The 16,878-nt window shown below is 66.8% G+C and carries 21 protein-coding genes; 8 read left to right on the forward strand and 13 right to left on the reverse strand.

The genetic code is table 11. From position 1 onward, the window contains the following. Positions 1-171: 171 nt before the first annotated feature. Positions 172-855, reverse strand: coding sequence for an OmpA family protein (locus SMN802W_RS0104885; protein ID WP_019515773.1), 684 nt, complete (start codon positions 853-855; stop codon positions 172-174). Positions 856-1,064: 209 nt separating this feature from the next. Between SMN802W_RS0104885 and SMN802W_RS0104890 the strand changes: the two genes are divergently transcribed. The 5 genes from SMN802W_RS0104890 (at position 1,065) to gmk (ending at position 5,557) form a co-directional block, all read left to right on the forward strand. Next, positions 1,065-2,360: a hemolysin family protein gene (locus SMN802W_RS0104890; protein ID WP_026325763.1), complete on the forward strand. Its 1,296-nt coding sequence runs from the start codon at positions 1,065-1,067 to the stop codon at positions 2,358-2,360. A 46-nt stretch (positions 2,361-2,406) separates the two neighbouring features. Next, the gene (locus tag SMN802W_RS0104895) at positions 2,407-3,513 is read left to right on the forward strand and encodes an S-(hydroxymethyl)glutathione dehydrogenase/class III alcohol dehydrogenase (protein ID WP_019515775.1); all 1,107 of its coding nucleotides are present in this window, start codon (positions 2,407-2,409) and stop codon (positions 3,511-3,513) included. A gap of 35 nt (positions 3,514-3,548) precedes the next feature. After that, positions 3,549-3,938 carry a VOC family protein gene (locus tag SMN802W_RS0104900; protein WP_026325764.1) on the forward strand — a complete coding sequence of 130 codons (390 nt, stop codon included), beginning with the start codon at positions 3,549-3,551 and terminating at the stop codon, positions 3,936-3,938. Positions 3,939-3,958: 20 nt separating this feature from the next. Next, positions 3,959-4,804, forward strand: a complete 846-nt coding sequence (fghA, locus tag SMN802W_RS0104905) for an S-formylglutathione hydrolase (RefSeq protein WP_026325765.1) — start codon at positions 3,959-3,961, stop codon at positions 4,802-4,804. A 96-nt stretch (positions 4,805-4,900) separates the two neighbouring features. After that, entirely contained in the window at positions 4,901-5,557 is a 657-nt protein-coding gene (gmk, locus tag SMN802W_RS0104910) for a guanylate kinase (RefSeq protein WP_019515778.1), read from the forward strand. 16 nt (positions 5,558-5,573) lie between these two features. On the opposite strand, the gene SMN802W_RS0104915 is transcribed toward gmk, so the two are convergent. Genes SMN802W_RS0104915 through SMN802W_RS0104925 form a run of 3 tightly spaced genes read right to left on the reverse strand, consistent with a single transcriptional unit; the run spans position 5,574 to position 7,134 of the window. Then, positions 5,574-6,254 carry an ATP12 family chaperone protein gene (locus SMN802W_RS0104915; RefSeq protein ID WP_019515779.1) on the reverse strand — a complete coding sequence of 227 codons (681 nt, stop codon included), beginning with the start codon at positions 6,252-6,254 and terminating at the stop codon, positions 5,574-5,576. After that, positions 6,251-6,457: a hypothetical protein gene (locus SMN802W_RS0104920; protein ID WP_019515780.1), complete on the reverse strand. Its 207-nt coding sequence runs from the start codon at positions 6,455-6,457 to the stop codon at positions 6,251-6,253. The genes SMN802W_RS0104915 and SMN802W_RS0104920 overlap by 4 nt, the downstream gene beginning before the upstream one ends. Further along, positions 6,454-7,134, reverse strand: a complete 681-nt coding sequence (locus SMN802W_RS0104925) for an HAD-IA family hydrolase (protein WP_037523158.1) — start codon at positions 7,132-7,134, stop codon at positions 6,454-6,456. Before SMN802W_RS0104925 ends, SMN802W_RS0104920 begins: the two co-directional genes overlap by 4 nt. A 207-nt stretch (positions 7,135-7,341) precedes the next feature. Between SMN802W_RS0104925 and SMN802W_RS0104930 the strand changes: the two genes are divergently transcribed. Continuing rightward, a complete protein-coding gene (locus tag SMN802W_RS0104930) occupies positions 7,342-7,542 on the forward strand; it encodes a hypothetical protein (protein ID WP_019515783.1) in 201 nt (66 codons plus the stop codon). A 97-nt stretch (positions 7,543-7,639) separates the two neighbouring features. Here the strand turns inward: SMN802W_RS0104930 and SMN802W_RS0104935 are convergent, their stop codons facing one another. The 3 genes from SMN802W_RS0104935 to SMN802W_RS0104945 form a co-directional block, all read right to left on the reverse strand. After that, positions 7,640-8,740, reverse strand: a complete 1,101-nt coding sequence (locus SMN802W_RS0104935; RefSeq protein WP_019515784.1) for an RluA family pseudouridine synthase — start codon at positions 8,738-8,740, stop codon at positions 7,640-7,642. Continuing rightward, positions 8,737-9,111: a fluoride efflux transporter CrcB gene (gene crcB, locus SMN802W_RS0104940; protein ID WP_019515785.1), complete on the reverse strand. Its 375-nt coding sequence runs from the start codon at positions 9,109-9,111 to the stop codon at positions 8,737-8,739. The genes SMN802W_RS0104935 and crcB overlap by 4 nt, the downstream gene beginning before the upstream one ends. 89 nt (positions 9,112-9,200) lie before the next feature. Beyond that, positions 9,201-9,968 carry a hypothetical protein gene (locus SMN802W_RS0104945; protein ID WP_019515786.1) on the reverse strand — a complete coding sequence of 256 codons (768 nt, stop codon included), beginning with the start codon at positions 9,966-9,968 and terminating at the stop codon, positions 9,201-9,203. A gap of 98 nt (positions 9,969-10,066) precedes the next feature. On the opposite strand from SMN802W_RS0104945, the gene SMN802W_RS0104950 reads away from it, so the two are divergent. Next, positions 10,067-10,297 (forward strand): hypothetical protein, encoded by a 231-nt coding sequence (locus SMN802W_RS0104950; RefSeq protein WP_019515787.1) that lies wholly within the window; start codon positions 10,067-10,069, stop codon positions 10,295-10,297. A gap of 54 nt (positions 10,298-10,351) precedes the next feature. Here the strand turns inward: SMN802W_RS0104950 and SMN802W_RS0104955 are convergent, their stop codons facing one another. The 3 genes from SMN802W_RS0104955 to SMN802W_RS0104965 form a co-directional block, all read right to left on the reverse strand. Beyond that, complete coding sequence (locus SMN802W_RS0104955) at positions 10,352-10,912, reverse strand: glycine zipper 2TM domain-containing protein (protein ID WP_019515788.1); 561 nt, start codon at positions 10,910-10,912, stop codon at positions 10,352-10,354. A 79-nt stretch (positions 10,913-10,991) separates the two neighbouring features. Further along, entirely contained in the window at positions 10,992-11,423 is a 432-nt protein-coding gene (locus SMN802W_RS0104960; protein WP_019515789.1) for an OsmC family protein, read from the reverse strand. A 91-nt stretch (positions 11,424-11,514) separates the two neighbouring features. Then, positions 11,515-11,820 carry a glycine zipper 2TM domain-containing protein gene (locus tag SMN802W_RS0104965; protein ID WP_026325768.1) on the reverse strand — a complete coding sequence of 102 codons (306 nt, stop codon included), beginning with the start codon at positions 11,818-11,820 and terminating at the stop codon, positions 11,515-11,517. Between the two features lie 140 nt (positions 11,821-11,960). Between SMN802W_RS0104965 and SMN802W_RS0104970 the strand changes: the two genes are divergently transcribed. Then, positions 11,961-12,671, forward strand: a complete 711-nt coding sequence (locus tag SMN802W_RS0104970; RefSeq protein ID WP_019515791.1) for an NAD-dependent deacylase — start codon at positions 11,961-11,963, stop codon at positions 12,669-12,671. A 4-nt stretch (positions 12,672-12,675) separates the two neighbouring features. On the opposite strand, the gene era is transcribed toward SMN802W_RS0104970, so the two are convergent. The 3 genes from era to dnaK form a co-directional block, all read right to left on the reverse strand. Then, a complete protein-coding gene (gene era, locus SMN802W_RS0104975; RefSeq protein WP_019515792.1) occupies positions 12,676-13,596 on the reverse strand; it encodes a GTPase Era in 921 nt (306 codons plus the stop codon). Further along, positions 13,593-14,714: a molecular chaperone DnaJ gene (gene dnaJ / locus SMN802W_RS0104980; protein ID WP_019515793.1), complete on the reverse strand. Its 1,122-nt coding sequence runs from the start codon at positions 14,712-14,714 to the stop codon at positions 13,593-13,595. Before dnaJ ends, era begins: the two co-directional genes overlap by 4 nt. A 117-nt stretch (positions 14,715-14,831) precedes the next feature. Beyond that, entirely contained in the window at positions 14,832-16,742 is a 1,911-nt protein-coding gene (gene dnaK / locus SMN802W_RS0104985; RefSeq protein WP_019515794.1) for a molecular chaperone DnaK, read from the reverse strand. Positions 16,743-16,878: the final 136 nt, after the last annotated feature.

Consider the following 16,878-nt stretch of genomic DNA (forward strand, 5'->3'; position numbering starts at 1 on the left):
GGCACGCCGAGACGGTTGATGGAGCCAAAATCGTGCGCCGCCGGCGCATCTGCCCGGCAAACACCGCGGCTACGCTCATGCCGGATCAGTCGCTCGACGCAGTCTGAACCAAAAAAAGGAGCGGCGTGATCGTGACCACGCCGCTCCGATGTCGTCGATCGCCAACCCGCGTCAGCGCGGCGGCAGGTCGCTCTGCGAGATCGGAACGACCTTGATCTCGACGCGGCGGTTCGCCGCGCGGCCCTGCTCGGTCTCGTTCGATTCGATCGGCTGCGTCTTGCCGAAGCCGCGGGTCGCGATGCGCGCCGACTGGACGCCGTGGCTCGACAGGTAATCGGCGACCGACACCGCGCGGCGCTCCGACAGATCCTGGTTGTAGGCGTCGCTGCCGGTCGAATCGGTGTGGCCGTACACGTCGATATAGGTCTGCGGGTAATCGGCGAGCACCGAAGATACTTTGTCGAGCGTGCCGCGGAACTGCGGCTGCACGTTGGCCGAATTGTAGGCGAAGTTGATGCCCGACGGGATGTTGAGCAGCAGGTCGTCGCCCTGGCGCACTACTTCCACGTCGGTGCCCGCAGTGCGCGCGCGCATCTCGCGCTCCTGCTTGTCCATGTACGCGCCGATGCCCGCACCCGCGATGCCGCCCAGCCCTGCGCCGATGATCTTCTCGGTTCGGTCGCGACGCCCGCCGACCAGGTCACCCAGCAGATAGCCGCCCAGTGCGCCGCCGATGCCGCCGATCGCGGTCTTGCTGATCCGGCGCTCGCCCGTATCGGGGTCGGTGGTGCAGGCAGCGGTGGTGACCAGCGACAGCGTCGCCGCGGCGGCGAGGAACTTGGACGGCAGCTTCATTCTTCTCCCTTTCATGAAGTCTGTTGAAAACAGGCCATGCGACCGAAACGGGACGATGGCGGCGATTGTTCCGCCTATGAACCGAACGGGCACGCACTGAACAGGCGCGGCTGAACGTCCGATGACGGGCGGCGTACGGCGCAACGTGGGCGCGCGTACGATAAAGCGATTGTTCGTGGCTCCATTTGCCGCCAATGGTGACCGCAGCCATGTTACCGCCGTACCCCTGGTTCGACGTCCTGATCATTCTCGCGCTGGTCGCGTTGAATGGCATCTTTGCGATGAGTGAGCTCGCGATCGTGTCCGTGCGCAAGGCGCGGCTGGAGGCGATGGCGCGGAGCGGGCGACGCGGTGCCGCCGCCGCAATCAAGCTCGCGTCCGATCCCGGCAAGTTCCTGTCGACGGTCCAGATCGGCATCACGCTGATCGGCATCCTGGCCGGCGCATACTCGGGCGCGAGCCTCGGCACGCCGACCGCGGCGCGGCTGGAGGCGCTTGGGCTGTCGCACCAGACCGCGGAAACGGTCGGCTTCGCGCTCGTCATCGGGCTGACCACCTATGCTTCGCTGATCATCGGTGAACTGGTGCCGAAACAGATCGCGCTGCGTGCTCCTGAGGCGATCGCGAGCGTGGTGGCGCTGCCGATGACCTATATCGCCACCGCCACCAAGCCGCTCGGCTGGCTGCTCGACGGCAGCAGCGCGCTGATCTTCAAGCTGCTGCGGCTCAACCGCGAGAACGAGGATCAGGTTACCGCCGAGGAACTGCACCTGATCGTCGCGGAGGCGAGCAAGTCGGGCGTGATCGAGGAGCATGAACGCTCGATCATCTCGGGCGTGGTGCGGCTCGCCGATCGTCCGGTGCGCGAGGTGATGACGCCGCGCACCGATGTCGACTGGATCGACATGACGCTGGGCGAGGCGGAGCTGCGCGCAAAACTGCTTGCATCGCCGCACAGTCGCCTGCCGGTGGGCGATGGATCGATCGACGCGGTCGTCGGCGTGGTGCAGGCGCGCGACGTGGCGGCGGCGCTGTTCCGTGGCGAGCCGCTCGATCTTGCGACCTTGGTGCGAAAGGCACCCGTTGTAGTCGACCAGATCGACGCAATGGACGCGCTCGATGCGCTGCGCCGTGCCGACGTGCCGATGGCGCTGATCCACGACGAATACGGACATTTCGAGGGTGTGGTGACGCCCGCCAACCTGCTCGCCGCGATCGCGGGCGAGTTCGCGTCCGACGCCGATCCCGACGAAGCGCCCAACGTGGTCGAGCGCGACGACGGTTCGCTGCTGGTCGCGGGCACGATGGCGGCGGATGCGCTGGCGGAGCGGCTCGGGATCGATCTGCCCGACGACCGCGACTATGCGACGGTCGCCGGCCTCGCGCTAGCCGCCTTCCGCAAGCTGCCGGACGAGGGCGAGCATTTCGAGGAACAGGGCTGGCGCTTCGAGGTCGTCGACCTCGACGGTCGTCGCATCGACAAATTGCTGGTCAGCGCGGCCTGAACGCGCGCTGCCGAGACTGAGGGAACACGCATGAAGACCCGTCCCCGTGAAGACTAGGGCAGCCGTCGCGTTCGAGGCGAAGAAGCCGCTTGAGATCGTCGAGCTCGACCTCGAAGGGCCGAAGGCCGGCGAGGTGCTGGTCGAGATCATGGCGACGGGCATCTGCCACACCGACGCCTACACGCTCGACGGGTTGGACAGCGAGGGCCTGTTTCCCAGCGTGCTGGGGCACGAGGGTGCCGGGATCGTGCGCGAGGTCGGTGCAGGCGTGACCAGCGTCGCGCCCGGCGATCACGTCATCCCGCTTTACACCCCCGAATGTCGCCAGTGTAAGTCGTGTCTGAGCCAGAAGACCAACCTGTGCACCGCGATTCGCGCCACGCAAGGCAAGGGGCTGATGCCCGACGGCACGACGCGCTTCTCGTACAAGGGGCAGCCGATCTTCCATTACATGGGTTGTTCGACGTTCTCGAACTTCACGGTGCTGCCCGAGATCGCGGTGGCGAAGATCCGCACCGATGCGCCGTTCGACACCAGCTGCTACGTCGGCTGCGGCGTGACGACGGGTGTCGGCGCGGTGGTGAACACCGCCAAGGTAGAGCCGGGCGCGACCGTGATCGTGTTCGGGCTGGGCGGCATCGGGCTGAATGTAATCCAGGGCGCGAAGCTCGCCGGCGCACTCCACATCATCGGTGTCGACATTAATCCCGACCGTGAGGAGTGGGGCCGCCGCTTCGGCATGACCGCGTTCGTCAATCCCCGCGATGTCGGCGACGTCGTCCAGCACCTGATCGCGATGACCGATGGCGGCGGCGACTATACCTTTGACTGCACCGGCAACACGGTCGTGATGCGTCAGGCGCTCGAGTGCGCGCACCGCGGCTGGGGCGAGTCGATCGTCATCGGCGTGGCGGAAGCAGGCAAGGAGATCGCGACGCGTCCGTTCCAGCTCGTCACCGGACGCGTCTGGCGCGGCACCGCGTTCGGCGGCGCGCGCGGGCGCACCGACACGCCGAAGATCGTCGACTGGTACATGAACGGTCTGATCGAGATCGATCCGATGATCACGCACCGCCTCAGCCTCGACGAGATCAACAAGGGCTTCGACCTGATGCATGCGGGCGAGTCGATCCGCAGCGTGGTGATCTACTGACGCCGCCGATGTAGCTACAAAGAAGGAGAGTGACGATGTTCAGCCACATGATGATCGGATCGAACGATCTCGATCGATCCAAGAAGTTCTACGATGCGCTGTTCGCCTCGCTCGGCGGCAAGCCCGGCTTCCAGGATCCGAAGGGCCGGCTGATCTACCGCCATGACGGCGCGACGTTCATGGTCACAAAGCCGATCGATGGCGAAGCGGCGACGCACGGCAACGGCAGCACGATCGGTTTCCAGGTCACCGGCCCCGAGCAGGCGCACGCGTGGCACGAGGCGGGTGTCGCCGCGGGGGGCACCGCGATCGAGGACGCGCCGGGCGTGCGCAGCGGCGGCGGCATGAGCCTGTATCTCGCCTATCTGCGGGATCCCGACGGCAACAAGCTGTGCGCGCTGCACCGGATGCCGGCAGAAGCGTGAGCGAGGCGGGTGCAGCTTCGATGAGCTTGGCGGCCGGGCTGGAGACCGTCTCGACTACCCGGTCGCACGGCGGGGTGCAGGGCGTGTACCGCCATGCCTCCGCCGCGACCGGCACGACGATGACCTTCTCGGTCTTCGTGCCCGACCATGCGCCGGGCGAGCGGCTGCCCGTCATCTGGTATCTGTCGGGGCTGACCTGCACCCACGCCAACGTGACCGACAAGGGCGAGTTTCGCGCCGCCTGTGCCGAGCACCGCGTCATCTTCGTCGCGCCTGACACCAGTCCGCGTGGGCAAGACGTGCCCGACGAGGATGCGTGGGATTTCGGCCAAGGCGCGGGCTTCTACGTCGATGCGACGCAGGCGCCCTGGTCGGCCAACTTCGCGATGTGGAGCTACGTGACCGAGGAACTGCCGGCACTCGTCGCGGCGTCGTTCCCGGTCGACATGGCGCGGCAGGGGATCACCGGCCATTCGATGGGCGGGCACGGCGCACTGACGATCGCGTTGACCGATCCGGCGCGCTTCCGCTCGGTGTCCGCCTTCGCGCCGATCGTCGCACCGACGCAGGTCCCGTGGGGCAGCGCGCTAGACCGCTATCTGGGCGACGACGCGCATGCCAAGCGGCGCCACGATGCGGTGGCGTTGATCGAGGACGGCGCGCGTGTCGCCGAACTGCTGGTCGATCAAGGCGAGGCGGACAATTTCCTGGCAGAGCAGCTGCGCCCCGAGTTGCTGCAGCGCGCCTGCGCCGATGCGGGCATCGCGCTCGAGCTCAGGATGCAGCCGGGCTACGATCACAGCTATCTGTTCGTGTCGACGTTCATGGCCGATCATATCGCCTGGCACGCCGCGCGATTGCGATAGCGCAGAGCGTGTCCATGCGGCCACGACGCCGCCGAACCGTACCGGCACCCGCCCGCGCGACTTGACGCGGCGGCAACGCACAGGCCACACGCACGCATGGACGGCACCTCCCACGCAGACCCCCACAATTTCAAGCGACGCGGCGTGTTGTTCGTGCTGTCGTCACCCTCGGGCGCGGGCAAGTCGACGATCGCGCGCAAATTGCTGGCGAGCGAGCCCGAACTGTCGCTGTCGGTGTCGGCCACCACGCGCGCGATCCGGCCGGGCGAAGAGGATGGGCGCGACTATCACTTCGTCTCGCTCGATCGCTTCCGCGAGATGGTGTCGGCGCACGAGTTTCTCGAATGGGCGCATGTCTTCGACCAGCGTTACGGCACGCCGCGCGGCCCGGTCGAGGACATGCTCGCCGCGGGCAAGGACGTCCTGTTCGACATCGATTGGCAGGGCGCGCAGCAGTTGCACCAGATCGCAGGCGGCGACGTGGTCCGCGTCTTCATCCTGCCGCCGTCGATGGAAGAACTGCACAAGCGGCTGCTCAACCGCAACACCGACGCGATCGAGGTGATCGATCGCCGCATGGCGCGCGCGTCGAACGAGATCAGCCACTGGGATGGTTACGACTATGTGCTGGTCAACGACGACGTCGAGCAATGTTTCGCGCACGTCCGCACCATCCTCGCGGCGGAGCGATTGAAGCGCTCGCGCCAGACCGGTCTGATCGGCTTCATCCGCAAGCTGCGCACGCCCGCCTGAACGGCGAGCGCCCGGATCACAGTAGCGAGAGGAAGCACACGGCGGCGTCGAACTCGCGTCGCTTGTGCGCGCGCGCTTGCGTGGCGAGGCTGTCCTCGCCCCACAACTCCGCCTGCCAGTCCTCGTCGACATGCGCGGCGTTCCACAGCGTGTCGGCGTCGATGGCGCCTTCCGCCAGCGCGAGCGTGCCGACCAAAGTGCCGGTGATCGTCACCATCGGCGACAGTGGCACCAGTGCGAAGGCATCGCGCGCCTTCACCGCGTCGCTTAGCCGCTGGACCGTCGCAGCGGGCTGCGCATGGTGGACGATGCCGGCGACCGGCTCGAAATGCACGTCGTAGCGGTCGCGCGCCCACTCCAGCAGCGGATCCCACTTGGCCGATTGTCGCGCCACCAACTCGGGCGGCTGATCGGCACGGTAGTAGAGCAGGTCGCTGTCGGCATAGGCGGCGAGCCCTTGTGCGAATGCCTCTATGTCGGGCGCGACGCGATCGATCGCGGCATTGGCGAGACCCGTCAGCGGCATCGCGCGTGGATCGACCATCTCACCCACGCTGCGCCATTCACCGGCGACCGCGTCGGCAAGCTCTACGCTCGGCAGCGCCAGTGCCGCGCGTCCGGGCGTGCGAACAGGGCGATCGTCGAGCCGGATGACACCGTCACCATCGATCGCGACCTCGCGCCAGAACCGCTTCACTGCGGCGACCGCCAGCGTGCGGCGAGCGCCTTGGGCACCGTCGCCAGCATCCACAATGCGGCGAGCACGATCGCGACACCCAGCACTTTTGGTCCGGTGGTCTCCGCCCGCCCGGTCAGGATCACGCCGAGCACCGCGCCGAAGCTACCGGCGATGCGCACCCCGGTGATCGCCGCCCAGCGTGGGCCTGCGGGATCGCTCATGCCGTCACCTCTGCCTTCATCGCATCGCACAGGTCGGCGTAGCGATGCACGATCGCCTCGGCCCCGGCGGCGCGCAGCAGCGCCTCGTCATGGTAGCCCCAGGTGACGCCGATCGCGCGCACGCCCGCGGCGCACGCCATCTCCATGTCATAGCTCGTATCGCCGATCATCACGGTCCGATCGGGTGTCGAGCCGACCTGTTCCATGCACGCGCGGATCATCGACGGGTGCGGCTTCGACGGGTGCCGGTCGGCCGTCTGCAACGTGACGAATCGATCGGTGAGTCCGTGATGCGCCAGAACGTGCGCCAGACCGCGGTCGGACTTGCCGGTCGCGACGCCGAGCACCCAGTCGTCCGCGGCCAGCCGGTCGAGCGCCTCGACCAGCCCGTGGTACAGCGGCTCGGCCTCCAACGCTCCGTCCGCGCGCATCCGCTGGAACGCGGCCTTGTAGTCGTCCGCCACCGCATGGTGGAATGCGGCGTCGGCACCCGGCGCAAGCACCGCGACCGCCTCGACCAGGCTCAATCCGACGATGCCCCGGATCGCCTCAGGCGAGGGTGCTGTGATACCATTTCCCGCGAACGCCTGCTCCATCGCGCGACAGATGTTGGCATGACTGTCGACAAGGGTGCCATCGCAGTCGAAGAGCGCGAGGCGGACGGGCGTATCGGGCATGGTCAGGGCTCTAGCAGCGGTCGGCGCAGCCCGCCATTGCTTCGTCGGCGCGGCACAATGCTGATGGGCAAGGAACGATCCGGCTCGATCGGCAAGGCGTTGTTCTGGCACGACGAGTGTTGCTTCACCCGCTAGGTTCGTTAACTTGGATATGTTTAACACCGGCATGACCGCGGGGAGAATAAGCGGTCGCAGCGGGTGAGATCGATGTTCGGTGCGGTTGCCTTTACCTACGGCTTGTTGTTGACCTTCGTCATGTCGGGCGCCTCGCGCAATGCGAAGCTGAGCCGTCCCAACCCGGCGATGCTCTCCGCCATCGGCTATGTGCTGGTCGGCATCACCAGCGGCGCATCGCTGCTCCTGTTCGGCTACGCTGGCTGGAGCTACCTGAGCGGCATCGCGGTATAGGCGCCAGGACGCGGGCCGCGCCGCGACGGCCGCGTCTCCCATCGTCCAGATGCGGCACCTTCGTCTCTCGTCACGCCGCGACACCTGACGTTCGTCGTCACTCGTCGCGGCTGCCGCGCCCGCGCCGCTCGCCGCGCCGCGCCTTTCGCACCCCCTTGGCATGGGCGCGCGCCTTGGCCTTTTTCTCCTCGCGCGTCGGGGGTACGAAGTCGTTGATCGGCATAGAATTGCCCGCCATCTCCTCGAATCCCAGGCTCGCCAGGCTCTCGGCGAAATGCTGCGGCAGCTCCGCGGTCACGTCGATCTCACCGCCATCGGGGTGATCGACGCGGATGCGGCGCGCGTGCAGGTGCATCTTGCGGCTGATCCCGCCGGTCAGGAACGCCGCCGGACCGCCGTACTTGCCGTCGCCGACGATCGGATGGCCGATCGCCGCCATGTGGACGCGCAACTGGTGCGTGCGCCCGGTCAGCGGTTGCAGCTCAACCCAGCAGGTGCGGTTGCCCGCACGCTCGATCACGCGGTAGCGGCTGCGCGCTGCCTGCCCCTCCGCCTCATCCACGTGCATCTTCTCGCCGCCGGTGCCGGGCTGCTTGGCGATCGGTAGCTCGACCATGCCATCGTCGATCGAAGGGACCCCGACGACCAGCGCCCAATAGACCTTCTTGGCCGTGCGGCTTGAGAAGGTCTTGGCGAAGAACGCCGCCGCACGCGACGTGCGCGCGACCAGCAACGCGCCCGACGTATCCTTGTCGAGCCGGTGGACCAGCTTGGGCCGTCCCTCCAGATCGTCCTGCAACGCGTCGAGCAACCCGTCGACATGCGCGGTCGTCTTGGTGCCGCCCTGCGTCGCCAGACCCGGCGGCTTGTTGAGCACCAGCGCCTGCGCGTCGCGGTGGATCACCATCTCGCGCGCGAACGTCTGCTCGTCGGTCGTCAGCGGCGTGCGCTCCCGCTGCGGGCGCGCGGTAGTGCGCACCGCTTCGACCGGCGGGATACGCAGCGTCTGACCCGCCTGCACGCGGTCGCCGGGGCCTACGCGTGCGCCGTCAAGGCGAAGCTGCCCCGTCCGCGCCCATTTGGCGACGGTCGTGAAGCTCGTCGCATCAAGGTGCCGCTTGAACCAGCGATCGACGCGGATGCCATCGTCATCGGGCGCGATGACGAACTGGCGGACGTTCTCGACGACCTTGTTCACGCAACACCCCGCACGATCGACACGCCCGCGAACAGCGCGACGATCGATCCGATTACCGACGCCGCGACATAGCCGAGTGCGGGCACGATCGCACCGCGCTCGATCATGTTGACCGTGTCGAGCGAGAAGGACGAAAAGGTCGTGAACCCGCCCAGCACGCCGATCGCGAGAAACAGTCGCCACCCTTCAGGCGCGGAGACGCGCGCCAGCACGCCGGTCAACAACCCCATCAGCAATCCACCGACGAGGTTGACGGTCATCGTGCCCCACGGCCAGTCGGGGCCGAGCAGCGATAGCGTGAAGCGTCCGGTCAGGTAGCGCCCGGCCGAGCCGAGCGCGCCGCCTGCCATGACGGGAAGAAGCGCATTCATCCACGCGCCCTACCGCCAAACCGCTGCGAAAGGAATGCGTGGTCGCGGGTCGACAGACCTGCGGGGGCGTCGGCGCGCGAACCGTCCGCTCAGCCGCCGTCCGCCATCAGGTCGACGTCGGTGCCGCCGTCCTGCCGCGCGCGCATCAATGCCAGGAATGAGCCCCCGCCGCGGCGGTTGCCCGCCAGCACGTGCTCGGCCCCGTCGGCCTGGTGCTGGGCCGTGTAACCCGCGTCACCCGACTTGGTGTAATACCAGTCGAGCAGTCGCTGCATCGGTGCGGCGCTGGAGAAGCTGACGACGCGAAGCGCGCAACCCTGCCCATCGGCGCCTGCGGCCTCGGTCACGCGCGCGTCGGGGTAGAGCGGTACCTCGCGCGGCAGCCGGTTGGCCCAGCCGGCGGAATAGTCGACGTTTGCGGCGCATTGCCCGGTACGGCCGCCCTGCGCCTCCGCCAGCGCGCCGAGCGTCAGCGAGCGGCGTGCGATTGCGCACTGACGGCACTCGCCGGTGGCAGCGGGAGCGCTGCGCAACGCCTCGCCCGGTGATGCGGCGAGCGCGGCTGGCTGAGCGTGCGCGGCGGCGGCGATGTCGACCGGGGGCAGTGCTCCGCTCTGCGGCTGCGTCGGCGGGCGCACCGTGTCGGCGTTGGCCTGCTGCACCAATGACGGATCGACCATGATCTGGTCGCGCAGCGCCGCGGTGAGCGCCGGATCGGCCGCGGCGGAGGAAGCCGCGGTGCTGGTTACGGCGGCTGCCGGACCGGGAGCGGCAGATTGTTCGGGCGTCTGGTCGCCGCAACCGGCAAGCGCGAGCACGAGGAGGGCGGAGAGAAGAAAGCGGGTCATCAGGTCCATCGCAGCTCGAACGATGCGCCCGCTATGCCGCCGACGCCGTTAAGGAAGCGTGTGACAAAATGTGTGTCATCCTTGCAAGACACCGAGGGTGAGGCCACATGGATGTCATGTTCAACATCCTTTCGATCCTGATCGGCCTCGTCGCGCTGGTGCTCGGCATCGTGCCGTTCCTGCCGTTCTTTGCCTGGGGTTACTGGTTCGTCATCCCGATCGCCATCGTCGGCGCCGCGATCGGCGCGCTGTCGTCGTCGAACTCGGGGCGCAACCTGAACCTCGTCCTGATCGTCATCTTTGCGGCGCGTCTGATGCTGGGCGGCGGCATCCTCTGATGTGAAAAGGGCTCGGTATCGTACCGAGCCCTTCTACCTTAGCCCTCTCGGCGGTCAGCGGCAGCGCACGTTGCCGCGATCGACCGACTGGCCGAGCAGTGCACCGCCGCCCGCGCCGATCAGCGTGCCAAGCAACCGCGAACCGCCGCCCGCGATCACATTGCCGAGCGCACCGCCCGCCAGCCCGCCGACCACAAGCCCGGTCGTCCCGTCGTTGCGGCGGCAATAATAACGATTGTCGCTGCCGCGATAGATGCGGTCGTTACGTCCGAGCGATCGCGTCTGGTAGTAGCGGCCGTCACGATAGTAACGATCGGCGTAATAACCACGCTGACCCGGCTCGAACCGGTTGTAGTCGTAGCGGTTCGACTGACGCCAGTCGCGCACGTCCTTGCGGTAATCCTTGCGCGCATCGCGGATGTCGTCGCGATATTCGCGGTGCGCATCGCGCACGTCGCGGCGATTGTCGGCATCGCGAATGTTGTCGCGGTAATCGCGCCGTGCATCACGCACGTCACGATTATAGTCGCGATTGGCCTGATAAGGGTTCTGCGCCAAGGCGGGCACCCCGCCCAGCGTCGTAGCGGCCAGCGCCGCGGCAAGAACAATACGCATCAAACAACTCCAACTTGCAGGATAAGGTGAAAACCTAGCCAAACCCGGCCGGTTGCATGAACAAGAAACTACGCGACGTTCACGCGGTCTTCAGCGTTTTCTCAAGCGTGATTTCCGCGTTCAACAATTTGGAGATCGGGCAATTCGCCTTTGCGTCGTCGGCGATCCGATCGAAGTCCGCCTGCTCGATGCCGGGTACGCTGGCGACCAGTTCAAGCGCGGACTTGCTGACCTTGAAACCTGCGCCATCCTTGTCGAGCGTGACCTTCGCCGTCGTCTCCAGCGTGCCGTCGCTGTGTCCCGCCTCGGCCAGTGCAAAGCTCAACGCCATCGTGAAGCAGCTCGCATGCGCGGCGGCGATCAGTTCCTCAGGGTTGGTGCCCGGTTCATTCTCGAACCGCGTGTTGAAGCCATAGGCATTGTCGGACAGCACGCCCGACTGCGTCGACACGTGCCCCTTGCCGTCCTTGCCCAGACCTTCGTACCGGGCGGATGCGCTTCTGACCGACATGGATGCTCCTTGATATGGAAACGGGTGTGGTTCCGCGAGGAGAACCACACCCGTACGCTTCGGTTGCATTCAGCCGTGCGTCAGCCACGCATCATCGGCACTGGCGATCCCCGTTGCGCTCGATCGCACGTCCTGCCAGCGCGCCACCGACCCCGCCCAATACGGTACCGAGTGTGCGATCACCGCGCGTATCGATCGTGCGCCCGACCAACGCACCCGCCACGCCGCCGACGACCAGCCCGGTGGTGCCGTTCGGCTTGCGGCAGCGCAGCCGCCCGTCATTGCCGCGCCACTCGCGATACGAATAACGCTTGCGCGCATCGGCATCGTGGGTCGTCGCGATCAACGTCGGCAGGACCATCGTGGTCGCGCCAAGCGCCAGCATCAGATTACGCATGAACATTCTCCCGGTTTGTTTCGCGTTGAAGATGAAACGGACGCTGGATGCCACCTGTTGCATGAACCTGAAACAACGTCGCGTTCATCGCAGACGCGAAGCGAGTGGCAGCTGGATCGGACCTGTGTCAGGCTCGCAAGATGAGCGAAATCCGCAACATCGTGATCCTCACCGGGGCTGGCATCTCCGCGGAAAGCGGGATCGCGACCTTTCGCCGGCCAGGCGGCCTGTGGGAAGGGCACCGCGTCGAGGATGTGTGCACGCCTGAAGCGCTGGCGGCCGACGCGACGCTCGTCCATCGCTTCTACGATGCGCGCCGCGCGGCGCTGAACCATGTCGCACCCAATGCGGCGCACGTCGCGCTGGCGCGTCTCGATGCGGCATGGACAGGGGAGTTGCTGATCATAACGCAGAATGTCGACGATCTGCACGAGCGCGCGGGCACGAAGCGGTTGCTCCACATGCACGGCGAACTGCGCTCGGCATTATGTGGGTTGTGCGGCATACGCACCGCTTGGGAAGGCCCGCTGCCACCCGGTGCGCCGTGCCCGGACTGCGGTGAAAATGCCTTGCGCCCAGACATCGTCTTCTTCGGAGAAATGCCGTACCAGATGGATCGGATCGAGCAGGCGCTGGAACACGCCGACCTGTTCGTCTCGATCGGCACCTCGGGCGCGGTCTACCCCGCCGCCGGCTTCGTTCGACTCGCCGCGCATGACGGCGCGGAGACGCTCGAGCTGAATCTCGAACGCTCGGCAGGCAGCGACTGGTTCAACGAAACGCGGCTTGGCCCCGCAAGCGTGCTGGTGCCGGCGTGGGTCGAGGAGGTGATCGGCGCGCAGGCACGCTGACCGCTCAATCGACCCAGTCGAGCCCCAGGTCACGGTAGACGCTGCGGTCCTCATCCCAGTCGGGCTTGACCTTGACGTGCAGGTACAGGTGCACCGGCCGATCGAGCAGTACCGCCAGCTCCGCCCGCGCGCGCGCGCCGATCTCACGAATGCGCGCACCCCCCTTGCCGAGCACGATCGCGCGCTGCGTCACGCGCTCGACGAGGATTTGCTGGTGGATTTCGGCCGAGCCGTCCGCGCGTTCCTCGAACTTCTCGGTTTCCACCACGCTCGCGTAGGGCAGCTCGGCGTGAAGCTGGAGGTAGATCTGCTCGCGTGTTACCTCGGCGGCGAGCGCGCGCTCGCTCGCGTCCGACACCTGGTCCTCGGGGTAGTGCCACGGCCCCGCGGGCATCGCGGCGGCGAACGCGTCCTTCAACTCCTTCACCCCATCGCCGGTCTGCGCGGAGATGAAGAAGGTTTCGGCGAACGGCAGCATCGCGTTCAACCGCTCGGCGTGGAGCAGCAGCTTGGGCTTGTCGGCCAAGTCGACCTTGTTGAGCACGAGGTAAATCGGCTCCGATCGGCCTTTCAGCGCTTCGGCGATTTCCGTGACCTTGGGGCCGAGCCCGCCCTTGGCATCGACCACCAGCGCGATCACGTCCGCACCCTCGGCCCCGCCCCAGGCGGCGGCGACCATCGCGCGGTCGAAGCGGCGCTTCGGCTCGAAGATGCCGGGTGTGTCGACCAGCAGCAATTGCGTCTCGTCACGGATCGCAACGCCCATCAGCTTGGTCCGCGTCGTCTGCGCCTTGGGGCTGACGATCGCGACCTTCTGCCCGACCAAAGCGTTAACGAGCGTCGATTTGCCCGCGTTGGGCGCGCCGACGATTGCGACAAGGCCGCAGTGCTGCGCGGCCGTGTTAGCTTCCGAAATCTCGCTCACTCCCCGGCGAACGCGTTCTTGAGGCGCGAGAAGAAGCCCTGACTCTGCGGGCATTCGTCACCCGTCTCGGTTTCGCGGAACAGTTCCAGCAACTCGCGCTGGCGGGTCGACAGCTTGGTCGGCGTCTCGACGTCGATCTGGATCACAAGGTCACCGTGGCCGCGGCCCTGCAGCACCGGCATGCCCGCGCCGCGCTGGCGCAATTGCTTGCCCGACTGGATGCCGGCGGGGATGCGGATCTCGTGCGCGCGGCCGTCGAGGCCGGGGATCGACATCGTGCCGCCCAGCGACGCGGTGGTGAAGCTGATCGGCGCGCGCGCGAACAGCGTCGTGCCCTCGCGCTCGAACAGGTTGTGCCGCTTTACATGCAGGAAGATGTAGAGGTCGCCGGGAGGCGCACCGCGCGCGCCAGCCTCGCCCTCGCCCGACAGGCGTACGCGCGTGCCCTCGTCGACGCCGGGCGGTACGTTGACGTTCAGCGTCTTGGTCTGCTCGACCCGGCCCTCACCGCGGCAATCGCTGCACGGCGTGTCGATCACCTCGCCCGAGCCGTGGCAGGCCGGGCAAGCGCGCTCGACCACGAAGAAGCCCTGTTGCGCGCGCACCTTGCCGTGGCCTGCGCAGGTCTTGCACTGGTGCGCGTGGGTGCCGGGCTTCGCACCCGAGCCGTGGCAGGTGTCGCACGCGACCGAGATGTCGACGGTGATGTCGCTCTGCTTGCCGTGATACGCTTCTTCGAGCGTGATCTCCATGTCGTAGCGTAGGTCGGCGCCGCGCCGCTGCTGCGCGCGTCCGCCCTGCTGGCGACCGCCCATGAACTCGCCGAACACGCTCTCGAAAATGTCGGAGAAGCCGCCGAAATCCTGCGGACCCGCACCACCGCCGCCGTTCTGAAACGCCGCGTGGCCGAAGCGATCGTAGGCCGCCCGCTTCTGCGGGTCCTTGAGGCAATCATACGCTTCGCTGACGGCCTTGAACTTGGCCTCTGAATCCTTGCAGCCGGCATTCTTGTCGGGATGGTACTTCATTGCGAGCTTGCGGTACGACGACTTGATCGTGCCGGCGTCTGCGGTGCGCTCGCATTCGAGCAGTTCGTAATAGTCGATCGTGGTGCTCATGCCGGCCTCGTTTTGCCCTCTCCACGGGAGGGAAGGGAAGTGAGCCGACGCATCGCTCTGCGAGACGCCGGCCCCTCACCCCGGCCCTCTCCCCGGCGGGGAGAGGGGGAACGCAATTTACTTGTCGTCGACTTCCGAGAATTCGGCGTCGACCACGTCGTCGCCGTCCTTCTTGGCGCCGGCGGCCGCGTCGGTATCGCCGCCCGGGCTCGCCTCGCCTTGCGCCTGCTTCTCGTAGATCGCCTGACCGAGCTTCATTGCGACCTGCGCGAGCGCCTGCGCCTTCTCGTTCATCTGGTCGGGATCGTTGCCTTCGACCGCCGTCTTCGCCTCGGCGATCGCTGCCTCGATCTCGCCCTTCAGCGACGCGTCGACCTTGTCGCCGTTGTCGGCCAGCTGGCGCTCGGTGGTGTGGATCAGGCTCTCGGCGTTGTTCTTCGCCTCGGCCGCGGCACGGCGCTTCTTGTCCTCTTCGGCGAAGCTTTCCGCGTCGCGCACCATCTGGTCGATGTCGGCGTCGGACAACCCGCCCGATGCCTGGATGCGGATCTGCTGCTCCTTGCCGGTGCCCTTGTCCTTCGCGGACACGTTGACGATGCCATTGGCGTCGATGTCGAAGGTGACCTCGATCTGCGGCACGCCGCGCGGCGCCGACGGGATGCCGACCAAGTCGAACTGACCCAGCAGCTTGTTGTCCGCCGCCATCTCGCGCTCGCCCTGGAACACGCGGATCGTCACCGCCTGCTGGTTGTCGTCCGCGGTCGAGTAGGTCTGCGACTTCTTGGTCGGGATCGTCGTGTTGCGGTCGATCATGCGCGTGAACACGCCGCCCAGCGTCTCGATGCCGAGCGACAAGGGCGTCACGTCGAGCAGCAGCACGTCCTTGACGTCACCCTGAAGCACGCCAGCCTGGATCGCGGCGCCCATCGCGACGACCTCGTCCGGGTTGACGCCGGTGTGCGGGTCCTTGCCGAAGAAGTTCTTCACCACTTCGCGCACGCGCGGCATGCGGGTCATGCCGCCGACCAGCACCACTTCGCTGATGTCGTCCGCCTTGACGCCCGCGTCCGCCAGCGCCTTCTTGCACGGCTCCAGCGTGCGCTTGATCAGATCTTCGACCAGACGCTCCAGGTCGGCGCGCGTGATCGTCTTGACCAGGTGCTTCGGGCCGTTCTGGTCGGCGGTGATGAAGGGCAGGTTGACCTCGGTCGACGCGGCCGAGCTGAGCTCGATCTTCGCCTTCTCCGCGGCTTCCTTCAGGCGCTGCAGCGCGAGCTTGTCCTTGGTGAGGTCGATGCCCTCATCCTTCTGGAACCCCTGCGCCAGATAATCGACGATCTTGTTGTCGAAATCCTCGCCGCCCAGGAAGGTGTCGCCGTTGGTCGCCTTCACCTCGAACACGCCATCGCCGATCTCGAGGATCGAGACGTCGAACGTGCCGCCACCCAGATCGTACACCGCGATCGTCTTGCCGTCCTGCTTCTCCAGCCCGTACGCCAGCGCCGCCGCGGTCGGCTCGTTGATGATGCGCAGCACCTCTAGGCCGGCGATCTGCCCGGCGTCCTTGGTCGCCTGCCGCTGCGCGTCGTTGAAGTAGGCCGGCACGGTGATGACCGCCTGGGTTACCGTTTCGCCGAGGTAGCTCTCGGCGGTTTCCTTCATCTTCTGCAGCGTAAAGGCGCTGATCTGCGAGGGGCTATAATCCTTGCCGCCTGCATTGACCCACGCGTCGCCGTTCTGGCCGCGCACGATCTTGTACGGGACCAGCTCGGTGTCCTTCTTGGTGACCGGATCGTCGAACCGGCGACCGATCAGGCGCTTCACCGCGAAGATGGTGTTGTCGCCGTTGGTGACCGCCTGACGCTTCGCCGGCTGGCCGACCAGCCGCTCGCCGTCCTTGGCGAAGGCGACGATCGACGGCGTGGTGCGCGCGCCCTCGGCGTTCTCGATCACCTTGGGCTTGCCGCCCTCCATCACCGAAACGCACGAGTTGGTCGTGCCGAGATCGATACCGATAACTTTTGCCATGAGTGCTTTGCCTAGCCCCTACAACGATGAAAAACATACGGTCACGCCCCGTTACGGCAGCGCAACCCTCCTTGTCTGGGGGGCGATATAGGTGGCGCGCTTCTTGCCGCAAGATTTTGCCGCGACTAGGCCGTCG

Source organism: Sphingomonas sp. Mn802worker (assembly GCF_000382485.1).
Lineage (GTDB): Bacteria > Pseudomonadota > Alphaproteobacteria > Sphingomonadales > Sphingomonadaceae > Sphingomonas.